This is a genomic window from Yoonia sp. R78084 (assembly GCF_044595625.1).
GTDB lineage: Bacteria > Pseudomonadota > Alphaproteobacteria > Rhodobacterales > Rhodobacteraceae > Yoonia.
Genome location: NZ_CP138993.1, coordinates 1,837,052 through 1,852,230, shown reverse-complemented (window position 1 = coordinate 1,852,230; position 15,179 = coordinate 1,837,052). Strand labels below are relative to the sequence as shown.

General features: G+C 58.8%; 14 protein-coding genes. 3 read left to right on the top strand and 11 right to left on the bottom strand.

The window, feature by feature from the left end; genetic code table 11:
* Positions 1–61: 61 nt before the first annotated feature.
* Both SJY29_RS09465 and SJY29_RS09460 read left to right on the top strand, forming a co-directional pair.
* A complete protein-coding gene (locus tag SJY29_RS09465) occupies positions 62–583 on the top strand; it encodes a TRAP transporter small permease (protein WP_400082235.1) in 522 nt (173 codons plus the stop codon).
* Positions 580–1,908 carry a TRAP transporter large permease gene (locus SJY29_RS09460; protein WP_110279192.1) on the top strand — a complete coding sequence of 443 codons (1,329 nt, stop codon included), beginning with the start codon at positions 580–582 and terminating at the stop codon, positions 1,906–1,908. The genes SJY29_RS09465 and SJY29_RS09460 overlap by 4 nt, the downstream gene beginning before the upstream one ends.
* Here SJY29_RS09460 and SJY29_RS09455 read toward each other — a convergent pair.
* The 3 genes from SJY29_RS09455 to SJY29_RS09445 are packed head-to-tail and all read right to left on the bottom strand — an operon-like array spanning position 1,905 to position 4,953.
* On the bottom strand, positions 1,905–3,689 hold the full coding sequence (locus tag SJY29_RS09455; RefSeq protein ID WP_400082231.1) for a feruloyl-CoA synthase: 1,785 nt from the start codon (positions 3,687–3,689) through the stop codon (positions 1,905–1,907). The genes SJY29_RS09460 and SJY29_RS09455 overlap by 4 nt on opposite strands.
* A gap of 14 nt (positions 3,690–3,703) precedes the next feature.
* Positions 3,704–4,471, bottom strand: coding sequence for an SDR family NAD(P)-dependent oxidoreductase (locus tag SJY29_RS09450; protein ID WP_400082228.1), 768 nt, complete (start codon positions 4,469–4,471; stop codon positions 3,704–3,706).
* On the bottom strand, positions 4,471–4,953 hold the full coding sequence (locus tag SJY29_RS09445; RefSeq protein WP_400082225.1) for a MarR family winged helix-turn-helix transcriptional regulator: 483 nt from the start codon (positions 4,951–4,953) through the stop codon (positions 4,471–4,473). The genes SJY29_RS09450 and SJY29_RS09445 overlap by 1 nt, the downstream gene beginning before the upstream one ends.
* Positions 4,954–5,044: 91 nt before the next feature.
* Between SJY29_RS09445 and SJY29_RS09440 the strand changes: the two genes are divergently transcribed.
* Entirely contained in the window at positions 5,045–5,509 is a 465-nt protein-coding gene (locus SJY29_RS09440; protein ID WP_400082222.1) for a DUF3237 domain-containing protein, read from the top strand.
* 28 nt (positions 5,510–5,537) lie between these two features.
* On the opposite strand, the gene SJY29_RS09435 is transcribed toward SJY29_RS09440, so the two are convergent.
* From SJY29_RS09435 to SJY29_RS09400, 8 genes are all read right to left on the bottom strand, one after another.
* Positions 5,538–6,542, bottom strand: a complete 1,005-nt coding sequence (locus tag SJY29_RS09435; protein ID WP_400082219.1) for an endonuclease/exonuclease/phosphatase family protein — start codon at positions 6,540–6,542, stop codon at positions 5,538–5,540.
* Complete coding sequence (locus tag SJY29_RS09430) at positions 6,539–7,576, bottom strand: ABC transporter ATP-binding protein (protein WP_400082216.1); 1,038 nt, start codon at positions 7,574–7,576, stop codon at positions 6,539–6,541. The genes SJY29_RS09435 and SJY29_RS09430 overlap by 4 nt, the downstream gene beginning before the upstream one ends.
* Before the next feature lie 9 nt (positions 7,577–7,585).
* Positions 7,586–8,437 carry an ABC transporter permease subunit gene (locus tag SJY29_RS09425; protein WP_400082213.1) on the bottom strand — a complete coding sequence of 284 codons (852 nt, stop codon included), beginning with the start codon at positions 8,435–8,437 and terminating at the stop codon, positions 7,586–7,588.
* Positions 8,438–8,448: 11 nt separating this feature from the next.
* On the bottom strand, positions 8,449–9,330 hold the full coding sequence (locus tag SJY29_RS09420; RefSeq protein WP_076658071.1) for an ABC transporter permease subunit: 882 nt from the start codon (positions 9,328–9,330) through the stop codon (positions 8,449–8,451).
* Positions 9,331–9,403: 73 nt separating this feature from the next.
* Positions 9,404–10,705 carry an extracellular solute-binding protein gene (locus SJY29_RS09415; protein ID WP_400082210.1) on the bottom strand — a complete coding sequence of 434 codons (1,302 nt, stop codon included), beginning with the start codon at positions 10,703–10,705 and terminating at the stop codon, positions 9,404–9,406.
* A gap of 361 nt (positions 10,706–11,066) precedes the next feature.
* Positions 11,067–13,205 carry an esterase-like activity of phytase family protein gene (locus tag SJY29_RS09410; protein ID WP_400082208.1) on the bottom strand — a complete coding sequence of 713 codons (2,139 nt, stop codon included), beginning with the start codon at positions 13,203–13,205 and terminating at the stop codon, positions 11,067–11,069.
* A 246-nt stretch (positions 13,206–13,451) separates the two neighbouring features.
* Complete coding sequence (locus SJY29_RS09405) at positions 13,452–14,351, bottom strand: sugar kinase (RefSeq protein WP_400082205.1); 900 nt, start codon at positions 14,349–14,351, stop codon at positions 13,452–13,454.
* Positions 14,348–15,079: a GntR family transcriptional regulator gene (locus SJY29_RS09400; RefSeq protein WP_400082202.1), complete on the bottom strand. Its 732-nt coding sequence runs from the start codon at positions 15,077–15,079 to the stop codon at positions 14,348–14,350. Before SJY29_RS09400 ends, SJY29_RS09405 begins: the two co-directional genes overlap by 4 nt.
* Between the last annotated feature and the right edge of the window lie 100 nt (positions 15,080–15,179).

Genomic DNA, 15,179 nt, shown 5'->3' with positions numbered 1-15,179 from the left:
ATCCGGGCGCCTGCAAAGACGCCCGGATTTTTGCTGCGCTTGGGAGGGTGCAATGTATGTGATGCTTTCACGAATGGCTGGTGTTGTGGCACGCCTTCTGGCGCTTGCGGGCGGTGCGTTGCTTGTGGCGATCGTGGTCCTGACGGTCGTGTCAATTGCCGGGCGCGCGTTGTTTTCAGCCGGTGTCTGCTGTGGCCCGATCCGTGGAATCTATGACTATACCGAGATTGCCGTTGGCGCCGCGATTTTTGCCTTTTTGCCGTGGTGTCAGTACATGAACTCCCATGCGGCTGTTGATCTGTTCAAATCGACATTGCCCGATGTCATGAACCGGTCTCTGAATGTTTTGATTGATGTGGGCATGCTGGTTCTGGCGACGCTGATTGCCCATCGGCTTTGGTTGGGCCTGCTGGATAAACAGCGTTATGGCGAAACCACCCTGATTGCCCAAATCCCTGTTTGGATCGGCTATGCCGCCTGTCTGGTGGGGGCAGTTGGTTTTGTGCTTGTCGCCGCATTTTGTGTGATCCGGTCCGCACGTGGGCTGATCTGGAAAAACGCCCAAATGGAGCCCTTGTCATGAGCGATCTTGCGCTGGCCCTGTGGTCGTTTCCGGCCCTTCTGCTTTTGGTGTTTTTGCGGGTTCCGATTGCCCTGTCGATGATGGCTGTCGGCGTCTGCGGTTCATATCTGATTTACGGCACCTCGCTGCCGGTGCTGAATGCGTTCAAGAATGTCACCTATGGCACGTTCTCGAACTATTCGTATTCGATTATTCCGTTGTTTTTGCTAATGGGCCAGTTTGCGACCCTGTCGGGCATGTCGGCCTCGCTGTTCCGTGCAGCTGAAAGTTTCCTTGGCCACCGCCGGGGCGGTGTGGCGATGTCGGCAATCGGTGCCTGTGCCGGCTTTGGTGCGATATGCGGCAGCTCTCTGGCAACCGCCGCCACGATGGGGCAGGTGGCACTGCCGGAGTTGAAGCGCTATGGATACCCCGGATCCTTGGCGACAGGCGCTTTGGCGGCAGGGGGGACCTTGGGGATCCTGATCCCGCCGTCAGTGATCCTCGTGATCTACGCCATTCTGGCCGAGCAAAATATCGAAAAGCTTTTCGTGGCCGCTCTGGTGCCGGGCATTCTGGCGGCACTCGGTTATATCATCGCGATTTCGGTCTGGATGCGCGTGTCGCCCAATTCCGCGATGGTCAAGGACCGCGTGCCGTGGTCTGAGCGTCTGGTCGCGCTGGGCAAGGTCTGGCCCGTCCTGACGATCTTTGTGGTCGTCGTAGGCGGTATCTATATCGGTGTCTTTACACCGACGGAAGCTGCAGCCGTGGGGGCCGCGGGCACGGGGCTGATCAGTATTCTTTCGGGGCAGATGACATGGGCGAAACTGGGCCAGGCGATCCTTGCGACCGCAAGCGCCTCGGCGATGATATATCTGATTATTCTGGGTGCGGGGTTCTACAACAGCTTCTTGGCACTCAGCCAATTGCCACAGGTCGCCGCAGCCTGGGTCGGGGATGCGGGGCTTTCGCCTTGGGTCGTTTTGGCCGTGGTCCTGTTCATGTATCTGATTTTCGGCTGTGTGATGGACAGCCTGTCGATGGTGCTTTTGACGGTGCCGATTATCTATCCGATTATGATCGTGCTGGATTTTGGCATGTCGCCGCAGGATTTCGGGCTGTGGTTCGGCATTCTGGTGCTGATCGTGGTCGAGGTCGGGCTCATCACGCCACCGGTGGGTCTGAACCTATTCATTATTAACGGGATGGCCAAGGACACGCCGATCAAGGAAACCTATAAAGGCGCGTTGCCATTCGTGATCACCGACCTGATCCGCGTGGTCATCCTGACCGCGTTTCCGGCGATTACGCTTTGGCTGGTCTGGTTTATCGACAGCTTCTAGACAGCGATGACCGCAGGATCATCGCTGTAAAGACGGGCGAGCGTCTCTGCGCGGTTGCTGCGCAGGGCGCGCTGGTTGAGCGAGCCTTTTTCGGTCACTTCGCCTTTGTCGAAACTGGGCTGTTCGGTCAGCACGATGATCCGCCGCACGCGGCTGGCAGATCCGGTGGCGGCCTTGGCGGCCGCTGCCAGTTTCTCGGTCAAGGCGGCGCGCAGCGCGATCGCATCCATCTGTGCGGCGGCGGGTGACAAAAGCACCATCGCGCCAAGTTGGGCCTCATCCTCGCCGGTGATCACAGCGTCACGGATCAGCCCGTCCATCGCATCGACCAATCCGGCGCGCACGGCACCGACGGCCACCCATGTGCCGGTGGAGAGTTTGAAGTTTTCCGCGATCCGCCCGTCAAAGAAGAACCCTTTCGAGAAATCATCGGGGTCAGCAGGGCGCAGGGCGTCGCCCATGCAGTAGTAGCCTTCTTCGTCAAATGCTTTGCTGGTCTGTTCGGGGTCGCCATAGTAGCCCGGAAAGATCGTGGGGCCTTTGATGCGCGCCTCGAGCTTGCCGCCATTGGGGACAAGTTTCAGCGCCAGCCCCCGCGAGATGACACCGACATTGCCGGATTTTTCCTGCGGTTCGGTGCAAGCCAGCGCGAAGGGTGCAGTCTCGGTCGCACCAAGCCCTGTGGCCAGCAATACTTCATGGCCGGTGGTCGCACGCCCTGCGGCGCGCAAACGGTCCCATGTGCGCTGGGCCATGCCCGCACCGGCATAGAACATCATGCCAAGCTTGCCAAAGAAGGTCTGCGCAAGGGCAGGGTCCGCCTCAAGCTGGTCAACCAGCATGTCGTAGCCCATGGGCACGTTGAAGTACCATGTGCAGGATATTTCGCGCAGGTTGCGCAGGGTTTCGTCAAACTTGCCCGGCACAGGGCGGCCATCGTCGATGTAGTAGCTGCCGCCATTTGTCATCACCAGATAGAACACCTTGTTACCTGCCGCGGTGTGGTTCCATGGGCCCCAGTCCAGAACGACGGGCGGTTCTTTGGTCAGGAAGCGGTAGCAATCGCGCACGACGGCCTGCATGGCACAGATCATGCGGTTGGTATTGATCACCGCCTTGGGTGATCCGGTAGACCCTGAGGTGAAGAGGTATTTTACCACCGTATCGGGGGTCAGATTGGTGCGGGCGGCTTCGGCGGGCGCGGGGTCTGTCGCAAGCAGGCTATCGAAGCTGACGGCCCCATCCACAAGGTTGCGCAGATTGATCACCTTGCGGTCTGGCGCGCTGATCGCGTCTAATGCCTTGGCGAATTGCCCCCCATCGTCGGCGAAAAGTGCGCCGGGATTAAGCAGCGTGGCGATATTGCGCAGCTTGGCGTGATCGGTCGAAACCAGCGCATAGGCGGGAGAGAGCGGCGCATAGGGCACACCTACGTAAGCGCAGGCCATGCCAAGAAGTGCATGTTCAAGGCTGTTCTCAGAGAGCACCAGCAGGGGGCGGTCTGGCCCAAGTCCCATGGCCAGCAGGCCCGCGCCAATCGCTTTGGCCATCGTGCGCCCTTGGGCATAGGTGATATGCCGCCAGTCGCCGCCATCCGCGCGGCGCGCAATCCAGGTGGTATCCGGGGTTTCTTCGGCCCATTTGTCGAGATAGTCGGCCAGTAATTGGGGGTGATCCGGCAGGTCGCCTTGCTGCCGGATGATGACCGTGCCGTCGTCGCGGCGTTCGTAGTCAAAAGCGGGGTTCCAGAAATCGGCGGAGGCAGAGGTCTGTGCCGTCATGGCCTTGGGTCTTTCTAGCGTGGTGCCATCCGGATTGCGCCATCCAGACGGATGACCTCACCGTTGAGCATCGGGTTGCGGGTGATGTGATCGACCAGTTCGCCGTATTCGGCGGGATCGCCCAGACGGGACGGGAACGGCACCTGTGCGCCAAGCGAGGCCTGCACTTCTTCGGGTAGTTCGCGCAGGAGCGGCGTGAGGAAAAGCCCCGGTGCGATGGTGCAAACGCGGATGCCCTTGTCGGCCAGATCGCGGGCCATCGGCAGGGTCATGCCCACGATGCCGCCTTTGCTCGCAGAGTAGGCCAACTGCCCGATCTGCCCGTCATAGGCCGCGACCGAGGCTGTGTTGATAATCACACCGCGCGCGCCATCCGCGTCAATCGGGTCTGCTGCCACCATACGCGCGGCCGCCTGACTGGCGCAATTGAAGCTGCCGATCAGGTTCACGCGGATCACGCGGTCGAACATATCTGCGTCGTGGGCTTCGCCGCGCGACACGGTTTTGGCTGCGGCAGCGATGCCTGCGCAATTGACCAGAACGCGGGTCGCGCCATGGGTGGCCTCGGCCTTGGCAATCCCGTCTGCGACAGATTGGGGGTTTGAAACATCGACGGCGGCAAATGTGCCGCCGACCTTGTCGGCCTGTGCTTGCCCCGCGGTCGCATTCATATCAAAGATCGTGACCTTCAGCCCGCTGGCTGCAAGTCTTTCAGCGGTTGCGGCCCCAAGGCCAGAGGCCGCACCTGTGACGATTGCGCCATGTCCCGACCAGTCCTGCATTACAGGCCCTCCTTATCTGTGAGGCGGATTTTTTTCAAAAGCTGCATCAGCGTTTCTTTGTCCGAAGCGGAGAGATCGGCCAGAAGGCGATCTTCATGTGCCTGAACCGTTGCCAGAGTGTCGTGATAGGCCAGTTGACCATCCGGCGTGGCAACCAGCGCCTGTATGCGGCGATCATCAGGCACAACGCTGCGCGTCAGAAAGTTGCGGCGTTCAAGTTCGTCAATGATGGCAACGAGGCCGGAGCGTTCGATCCCGAGCATCCTTGCGAGGCTGCTTTGGCTGATATTGGGGTGGGCGACGACCAGTGACAGCGCCGAGAAAGTGCGTGGCGAAAGCCCGCCCTCGCCAAGTGCTGCGCGAAAGTCCTTCTGGATTGCCACATAGGCCCGTTTCATGTTGTAGCCAATCAACGTCTCGAGATCTGAGACGACGGGTGTCGTGTCGGTCTTTATCTGTTTCGCAGCCGCGCGAGGTGCCATGATGTGCCTCCCTAAGTCTCTCGACAGACATAGCGTATATTGTTAAGTAGGTAAACAGTTTTGCACACGTGCCACAGAAAGGATGACTGTGATGAACTTGCCCGAACCAAAGCTTGTCTGGGTCACTGATCTGACGGTTCATCTGGACCCGATCCGCGCGATGGGGCAGGGCCGTGCTGGTGGGCGCCGGATCATACCGATTGTGGGCGGTACGATGGACGGCCCGCAACTGAAGGGCCGGATTCTGAACGTCGGGGCAGATTGGCAGACCATCTTTGCTGACGGTCTGGCGGAACTGGACACACGCTATGCGCTGGAAACCCATGACGGTGCCACGATCGAAATCGTGAACTACGGGTTTCGTCATGGCCCGCAAGAGGTGATCGCCGCTATTGCGCGCGGCGAGGACGTCGCGCCCGACAGCTATTACATGCGCACCCATGCAAGGCTGGAAACCGGCGATAGCCGCTACGGCTGGGTGAACCGCACACTGTTTGTCGGGGTCGGCGCGCGCAAAGAGCAAAGCGTGCTGATGCGGCTTTACGCGCTGATGTAGGCCGCACTAGAACCGGATCAGACGTGCGCTATTGCGCCAGAAGCGCGACCCGCGCATGAACAGCGTCATGGTCCGAGAGTGGGCGTCCGTTGGGATCGAGCGACGCCAGCACACCCTTTGACAGGCAAGTCACCCCACGCCCGCATATCCAGTCGAGCTTCATCTGGCGTGCCGGGTGCCGCGTGATCAGACTGGGGCGGGTCGTCATTCCGTCGGCCGTGAAGGACCAGTCGTAGCCTTCTGCTGCGGCATTGGCAAAGAGGGCTTCATCGCGCCAGTCAAAGTCGGGCGGCATGTGGTTGCCCGTGTTCAGGTCACCGCCGATCACAACCGGCAGACCGGGGGCAAAAGCATCGACTTTTGCCATCAGCAGGTCGAACTGTTTGGCGCGGTGCGCGCCATCCGCGTTGCTTTCAAGGTGGGTCGAGACAACGCATAACGGGCCGTTGATTGTCGGAACGACCGCTGCAATCGCATTGCGCCCACCCACACGTGGCTGGCCCGCATCACCGCCCGCGTCGGGGGTGAACCAATGGCCGTGATCGTCAAGGCGGATCATTGTTACTCTCTCAAAAGGGACAGCGCTGAGAATTGCGTTGCCGTGCCATCCGCACGCGTTGAAATCATCATCGCAAAACGCTTGCTCGGTCGGACCACCAAGATCCATCTCATAGAACTCCACCCCGAAGGCGTAGGTCATCCCAAGCGCCTGCGCCATGTCGGCTGTGGTATGGCGCTGCTTGGTACGGGCCATGCCGTGGTCCATTTCGGACAGCAGAACGATTTGCGGGGCAATGCCGGACAGATGGGCGGCGCTGTCTTGCGGAAAGAGGCAGCGTTCGAGGTTCCATGCAACAATGGGAAAATCTGCGGGAAGCCGTTGCGCGCGGGCAGTCCCGCCCTGTTGCACGGCGTTCAGCCCCGGCAGACTTGCCAGTAGGGCGCGATGCGCCGCAGAGGTGCGCGGTGCGGCCATGATCAGGCTGCGATCCGCGGCGCTGACGATCTGCAATGTATCCACTGTGGGGGTCATAGGCGCTTGCCGTCGGTGGCGTTGAAAAGGCAGACAGCATCAGGCCTGACCGACAGGCGCTGCAGGCCGGTTGCCGCTGCGATGTCGTTGCTGACATGCACCGTCACGGAATGCGCGCCAAGCGTGCCGTGCAGCAGCCGGTGCGCGCCAAGCTCTTCGATGATCTGCACGTCCATGGACAGCGGGCCGGTTGCATCAAGGATAAAGTCTTCGGGCCGGATGCCTGCCGTCACTGCACCCTGTGCCGGAGCGGCGCAGAGCGGCTGGTCGCCCAGCATGACCTGACCGTCCGTCATCTCTGCCGGAAACAGGTTCATCGGTGGTGCCCCCATGAACGCGGCCACAAAGGTGGATGCAGGGTTGTGATAGACCTCGGAGGGTGTGCCGATCTGTTCGATCCGGCCCGCGTTCATGACGATGATCCGGTCAGCCATCGTCATCGCCTCGACCTGATCGTGGGTGACGTAGATCGACGTGACACCAAGGCGGCGCTGCAAGGCCTTGATCTCGATCCGCATTTGATTGCGCAGTTTGGCGTCAAGGTTCGACAGGGGTTCATCAAAGAGAAACAGCGCCGGATCGCGCACGATGGCGCGACCCATGGCCACCCGCTGGCGCTGGCCGCCCGACAACTGGCTTGGCTTGCGATCAAGGTAGTCGCCAAGGTTCAGCAAGGCCGCCGCCTCATCGACTTTCTGCGCGATTGCCTGCTTGGATGTACCGCGGTTTTTCAGGCCGTAACCGATATTCTTGCGTACCGTCATATGTGGATACAGGGCGTAGTTCTGGAACACCATGGCGATGTCGCGTTCAGCGGGTTCGACGTTGTTCACCACGCGTCCCGCAATCTGCAATTCACCCGATGTGATGTCCTCAAGCCCTGCCACCATGCGCAAGAGCGTGGACTTGCCGCAGCCCGACGGGCCGACAAGGACCGTGAATTCGCCCTCGGCGATCTCAAAGCTGGTGGGGTGTAGCGCCTCGAACCCGTTAGGGTAGGTCTTGCCGATATTGTTGAGTTGCACCTGTGCCATGTTTATTGCCTATTTGTCGGATTCAGTGAGGCCCTTGACGAACCAGCTTTGGAAAAACACCACCACAAGAACCGGTGGAATGACGGCCACGAGGGCCAGAACATTGGAGCGCCCGAACTCGGGCACCACCGCACCTTCGAGAACCTGCACGATCTGTTTGATACCCCGCACAAGCGTGTACATGTCTTCATCTGTCGTGATCATCGTGGGCCAGAGGTATTGGTTCCAGCCATAGACGAACATGATGATGAACATGGCCGCGATCATCGTCTGGCTGAGCGGCACAAGGATATCGATGAAGAATTTCACAGGCCCTGCACCGTCGATGCGCGCGGCCTCGACCAGTTCTTCGGGGACTGAGCGGAAGAATTGCCGGAAAAAGAAGGTGGCCGTCGCAGAGGCGATCAGCGGGATGATCAGTCCTTGGTAGGTGTTGAGCATGCCAAGCCACTGCACCACCTCGTAAGAGGGCAGGATGCGGACTTCGAGCGGCAAAAGCAGCGTCGTAAAGATCAGCCAGAAGGCAAAAGTGGCAAAGCGCAGGCGGAAGTAGACGATGGCATAGGCTGCCATCATCCCGAGGACGATCTTGCCAAAAGCAAAGCCGATGCCAAGGATCATGCTATTCTTGAGCATCGACAGACCGGTGTTTTCACCGGAAAAGCCGGAGGCCTCGAACATTGCTTTGCGAAAATTGTCATCCAGCTGGTCGCCAATCGTCAGTGACGGGCCGGTGCGGATGATTTCGGTGTCCGGCACGGTTGTCATCTGCAACAGCATTAACAGCGGCAGTATCATGAACAGGCTGCCCGCAATGAGAACAGCGTGATCGAGCACGGTCGACAGCTTGAGGTTACGCATTTTTCCGACCCTTATGTATAGTGGATGCGTCTGTCGATCAGACGGAACTGGAAGATCGTGAGCGCCAGCACCAGCACCATGAGGATGACCGATTGAGCTGAAGACCCGCCAAGGTCATTGCCGCGAAAGCCGTCGACATAGACCTTGTAGACCAGTGTCATCGGGTTGTTGCCCGGCTCTCCTTTGACGACCGTGTCAACGATGCCGAAGGTGTCAAACAGCGAATAGGTGATGTTGATGATCAACAGAAAGAAACCGGTTGGTGCCAACAGTGGAAAGGTCACGTCCCAGAACCGCCTTGAGGCCGAGCCGTTATCAATCAAAGCGGCTTCGCGCACCGAACGCGGGATCGATTGCAGGCCGGACAGAAAGAAGATGAAGTTCACCGGTACCTGTTTCCAGACCGAGGCAAGGATCATCGAAAAGGCGGTATCGTTGAAGTTGACCCCGACCATGTAATCATGGCCGAAAAACCCGAAGAATTCGGTGAGCGGCCCCCAGCTTTGGTTGAACATTATGACGGCGATGAAGCCCGCCACCGGAGGGGCGACTGCATAAACCCACATCAGCAGGGTCCGGTAGGTGCGTGCGCCGCGCAGCACCTTGTCGGCCTTGACGGCAAGAACCAGGGCGATGGCCAGCGAAAAGAAGGTGACCAGCAATGAAAAGACCACGGTGAAGGACGCAATCCTGCGATACTCGCGACTGCCGAAAAGGTCGATGTAGTTTTGCAAGCCCACGAATGTGGAGCCAAAGCCGAAGGGGTCTTGCAGGTAGAACGAAGACTGCAAAGCCACGACCGTCGGCCAATAGAAAAAGACCGCGATGATCACAAGCTGGGGCAGCAAGAGCAGCACAGGTAAAGAGACAGTCGTAAATCCGGCCCGTTTCATAAGTGTTCCTTCTGGTACGTGAGAACGGCCGCCTTTTCCGGCGGCCGTTCGGGTATTATTGGATGATTTGGCGCTAGCCTTGGGTCTGCGCGAAGCGTGACAGAAGCTGATTGGCTTCTTCTTCGATCGTCGCAAAAGCGTCCTCGACCGATGTTTCACCGGTCAGGATGCGGCCGTATTCACGGTTCATCACGTCACGGATCTGCACGTAAAAGCCCATGCGGTACCCGCGGGTGTTTTCGCCTGCGGCAAGTGACAGCTGCTTGATGCCGATCTCAGCGGCAGGTTGCTCTGCGTAATAGCCTTCGGCAGCGGCCATCTCATAGGCGGCTTCGGTGATTGGCACGTAGCCCGTCTCCTTGTGCCACAACACCTGTGTTTCAGGCGCTGTCAGATACTCGAAGAACCGTGCTGTTGCTGCATTTTCCGCGTCAGATTTGCCGGACATGGCAAACAGCGCCGCGCCACCGATGAAGGTCTGCTTTGGCTCTGATGTGACGGCTTCCCAGTAGGGCAGGTAGGTTGCGGAGAAATCGAACCCTAGGTCCTTTTGTGCAAGACCGCCGAAGGACCCCGACGAGCCGAGCCAGATTGCAACCTTGCCCTCTTCGAATGGTGTCTGGTTGTCGCCCCAGCCGGTGCCATACCATTCAAAATAGCCCGCATCCTGCCATTCGGTCAGCGCGGTGAAATGGGCCTTGATGGCATCGTTGTTGACGAGGATCTGTGTGTCCAGACCGCCGTAGCCGTTGTCGTTTGTCGCGAAGGGCAGGTTGTGGCGGCTGTGGAAGTTTTCAGTGAAGATCCATGGCAGGTGGGATTGTGCCAGCGGGATATAGCCTGCGGCTGCCAGGGCCGGTGCAGTTGTTTCCTGGAACTCTTCCCATGTTGCGGGCGGTGTGACGCCGGCAGCTTCGAGCGCATCGACATTGTAGTACATGATGGGCGAGGAAGAGTTGAACGGCATGCCGATCATTTTGCCGTCGCTGTCGGCGAAGAAGTAACGCACGCCGGAAATGTAATCTTCGATGTTGAAGTCTACGCCGTTGTCGGACAGCAGATCCTGCACGGGGATCGTGGCACCTTTCGCGCCGATGACCGTTGCGGCACCGGCATCAAACACCTGCATGATGTGCGGCTGTTCGCCCGCACGGAACGCGGCGATACCAGCAGTCAGGGTTTCTTCATAAGTACCCTTGAACACAGGTGTCAGCCGGACATCATCCTGAGAGGCGTTGAAGTTCTCGGCGATCTGGTTGACGGATTCACCAAGAGCACCGCCCATGGCGTGCCAGAGCTCGATCTCGGTCTGCGCAGAGGCAGCTGTGGTCAGCGCAAGTGACATGACGGCGCTGGTAAGCGTAATACGGGACATTTACGTTCCTTCCATTGAACATTGCCGCTTGGGCAAAAAGAGATGGTTGTCTGTGGAAGGGGGCGCAAAACCTGTCTGGCAGAGCCGTCTGTCCGGCCGAATGAAACTACCGCAGCAGGGCCCCCACCCACACTACCAACGCTCCAATGGTCCCCGAAGGTCACGCGTATTTAACAAACATGCAAAGTTTTTGTAACATCGCAGAGGTTGTAGTGCGTGTGGTGCATTACTCGTGTCATACAACGGTTCAGGTCAGATTTTAAACCAGTAAGAAGGCACCACAATATACTGTAATTAATAAATAAAATGCGCCCGTGGAAGTGATCCACAGGCGCAATAGTGGTCTTGTTTACGGGTGTGGTCAGGGTTGTATTGCGAAGAACATCGTCTCACCTGAGTGGTCATCTACACCATCGTTGTCTGTCGAGACCCACATGGTCCCGTCGTCGGTGATGGCCAGACCCTCGACCTTGTCCAGAACGTAGCCGCCCGTGGAGGTCAGCGCAGGTAGCAGATCAACAACCAGTTCGGGCTCCAGAACCGCAGGGGTTTCGCCCAGTGCAACCATGCCATCCATCGCGCTCAGCGGCACGCTGGTGATCTGCTTGGTCACGGCACGCGCATCAAGCTGGTTGTCGCGCTCGATGAAGTAAACTCTGTCATCATGGGCTGTGATTTCGGACAGTCCCACCCAGCCTGTTGCGGGCACGGTCAGCGGATAATGGATGACGGACCATTCCTCGCTGTCGAGGTTATACCCCAACACCTTTGCGTGGTTTGCCGGATCATCGCGCCATTCGCGCTGCACGGCGATGTAAAGCATATCGCCCACCCGCGTGATGCCTTCGAACCCGAAGCGGGCTTCGACGGCAAGCAGTGCGTTGGGCAAGGTGATGAAGTCTTCAATCGCGCCATCAGATCCGACGTGGTAGATCGCGTGCGGGACAAGGCGGTCGGAGCGACCTTCGGACGCGATCCAGAAACCGCCCTCACCATCCAGCGTGATACCTTCCATGTCCATCAGCTGGGCCGGCTGGCCTTCGCGCGTGACACGGATGGCATCGACGATCTGCGCGGGTGTCTGGCTGACGTCGATGTGGAAGATTGTCGGCTGCATTGCGTAAAAGCTGTCGTTGACTGCGTAGATCGTCCCGTCCTCGGCAGCGACCTGACCGGAAATCGCCCCCCAACCGGTCAGCGTCTCCATGCCTGCGGATGTCAGATGCGGATAGGTGGCAGGCGCGTCCTGATATTCAAAGATCATGACATGGGCGCGCGGGCCCGCGTCGTCGGTCTCATTGGCAGAGATCAGCAGGTTACGTTCCGGAATGGTCACATAGCCTTCCGGCCCGATGCCCGATGGTAGCAATTGGGCCAACACGGGTGCGGCGGGGTCGGTGATGTCATAAACACCGACGACCGATGCGCGTTCCGCGCCGACGAAGACGTAAGGTGTGCCGCCGAAGGTATCGAAGGTCACGCTTTCGGGTTCCACACCCTTGTTGCCTGAACGTTCCTCAGGGTAGTGGCCGATCTGGATGATCGCATTTTCGAAATCCATCCCGCTTTCATAAACAAGGTCACCGTCCTGGCTGAAGATCGTCCAGCCGCGCGATCCACCGTCCATGTCGCCTTCGTTGGCCATGGCGAAATGGGTGTTGTCGATCCAAGTGATGCTGTCGGGTTCGCGCGGGACAGTGATGGTCTGGTCAAACACCAGCGCGCCTTCTTCTTCTGTATCGACGCCTTCAAGCGTTACTTCGCCGGCAGAGAAGTGGCTCAGCACCGCGCCCGCGGAGGACAGAACGACAATGTGGTTGTTTTCCTGCAGGGTGACCACAACTTCGTTTTCGGCGTTGATCGAGACAAACTCGGGCTCGGGGTCTTCGGGGGCGATATCGGCCAGACCGGTGATATCAGCGACGCGGGCTGTGGCGCAGTCGATCAGGCCGTCGGCGGTCAGGTCAACCATGAAGACAGAACCGGCAGGCATCTGGCCGACGCGACCATCGCCAAGGTCCTCGTCGCGTTCGTTTTCAATGGCCACTGCAAGGTATGACCCGTCCGGCGCGATGCCCACGCTGTCAGGCTGGCCCGGCAGGTCGCAACGGCCGACTTCCTGTTGTGTGGTCATGTCGATTTCGACAAGAAAGCCTGAGGGTTCAGTGTAGCTGGGGGATGTGTTCACACCGGCCAGCGCGTAGTTGCCGATAACGGCCACAGATGTCGGTTCGCCGTCGGGCGTGAATACACCGGCTGCGACAGGGTTTGCCGGATCGGTGATGTCGATGAAGCCGATCGAGGCGCCCGGGCTGTCTGTGTAGACCAAGGTCATGCCATCTTCGGAGGCCGCGATGATCTCGGCAGACGTCTCCTCCGCTTCGGGCAGGTTGTCTGCGACCATGAAAGAGGCGATGCGGTTGAAGTTCATGTCCTGCGCGAATGCGGGGGCCGCAAGCAGGGCAAGGGCGGACGTCATCGTCAGCGAGCGATAGGTCATTCGTTCTTCCTGTGTGATATCAAATTGACAGGCGGAAAATGACCTATGACCAAGAACAAAAAGTCACAGCTGTGCGACAGATTTGTAAAATCATGATGGAAAGGATGTGGCGGACGCTTCCGAAGCCAAGCCAATGGCGTGGTTCTTCATTCTTGCGGCCTCGTAAGGCGGCCTTGGCATCGGTTTAGCCTATGACACGGTTCTGGGGTGCAGCGACTGCCAGAGCGGACGGCGAGGGTCCCGACCCTAGGATAATGCGACCAAGGCACCGCGTGATTGAATAACCTTTGACGCCAGCTGCGCGCCACTTCTGACGGCCTCGGATAGTGGTGCGCTGCGGATTGCTGCGGCGAGAAAGCCTGCGTTGAAGCTGTCACCGGCGGCTGTCGTGTCGACCACGTCCTTCACGGCAACAGGGTCATGCCACGCCCCATGACCTCCGTCACAGGTGAACATCGCACCGGCACCGTTCTTGACCACAACTGTCTGCGCGCCTGCGGCGGCATAGCGCCATGCGGTTGCTTCGGGGGCGCGGTCGTTGAACCATGTGGCTTCATCTTCATGCGATGGCATGACCATCGTGCTGATCGCAGCACTCGCCATGATTTCATCGCGCATCTCTTGCGGATCGGACCAAAGCGCCGGCCGCAGATTGGGGTCGAAGACGATCTGACCCCCCCGCGCACGCAGCGCAACGAGGGCATCCCGCAGGTGGGCACGGTCTTGGGGCGGGAGGATCGCGAGGGTTATGCCAGAAAAATAGGCGTAGTCGGCATCTTTGAGGACTGCTTCCAACACTGTATTGTCCTGCGCCAGCGTGCGCGCAGCACTTTGTCCGCGCCAGTAGCTGAAACTGCGCTCACCGTTGTCCAACTGAATGAGATAAAGACCGACACTGCGGTCATTGCGCTGCACGATATGGTCAACGCCGAGCCCTGCTTGGCGCAGGAAGGCCAGCATTTGTCGGGATGCAGAATCGCCGCCCAAGGCTGTGAAATAATCCACCTGATGTTCCGCGCCGAGCAAGCCGCGCAGGTACCAAGCGGTGTTCATCGTATCGCCCGCGAATCCCATCTGGAACTGGCCGGTGATATCGGTGGGCGCCATTTCGATCATGCACTCACCGATGCAGACGGTGCGTGTCACGTGTCAGTTTCCTGAAAGAAGCTGTGTTGCTGTTTCTTGACCTCGTCGATCAGGACGACAATGCGCGACAGGTGTTCTGTCATCGCGGCTTCGGCAGCATCTGCATCGCCAGCTGAGATGGCATCCAGAATTGCGATATGTTCCTGAAGCGCCAACTGCTGGGAAGTTGTATTCAACGATAGCATGCGAATGCGGTCCATATGCGCCTTGCTTTCGTGGATCAGATCCCAAACGAAGCGGACATCGGCTAGCTCACAGATGGCGATATGGAATTCCTCATCCAGCGCATGGAACATGTCGCGGTCTTTTGCTGCGATGGCGTCTTTTTGGCGGGCGATCAAAGTATGCAAGGGGGCAAGGGCCTGCGCCGTTGCTGTTTCACATGCTTTGCGGCAGGTTTTGACTTCAAGTGCTGTGCGGATGAATTGCGCACGCAGCACGGCTTCTTCCGAGATCAGGCTGACAGTTGTCCCGCTTTGCGGGCGAATTTGCAGAAACCCTAGTTTGGCCAGCCGTTTGAACGCTTCCCGAACGGGTTGCCGCGAGACCCCCATCATCCTTGAAACTTCGGTTTCGGAAATCTTGGTTTGCGGGGGCAACTCCAGTGTCAGGATGCGTTGCTGGAGCGTGTCGAATACCTGATCTGCAACAGTGGGTTGTGGCTGCTGTCTGATCAAAGGCAAGGAAATGTCCATTGTCCCCGGTAGAATTGGACCGTTCATTGTCATGGCCGTCTCTCCATTCGGCAGGCTTTGTTCCATTATCCTGCAGAAAGTTCCAACATGCAACTAGGATATTAGTTGACAGATTTTTTACTGCAAACTAGGA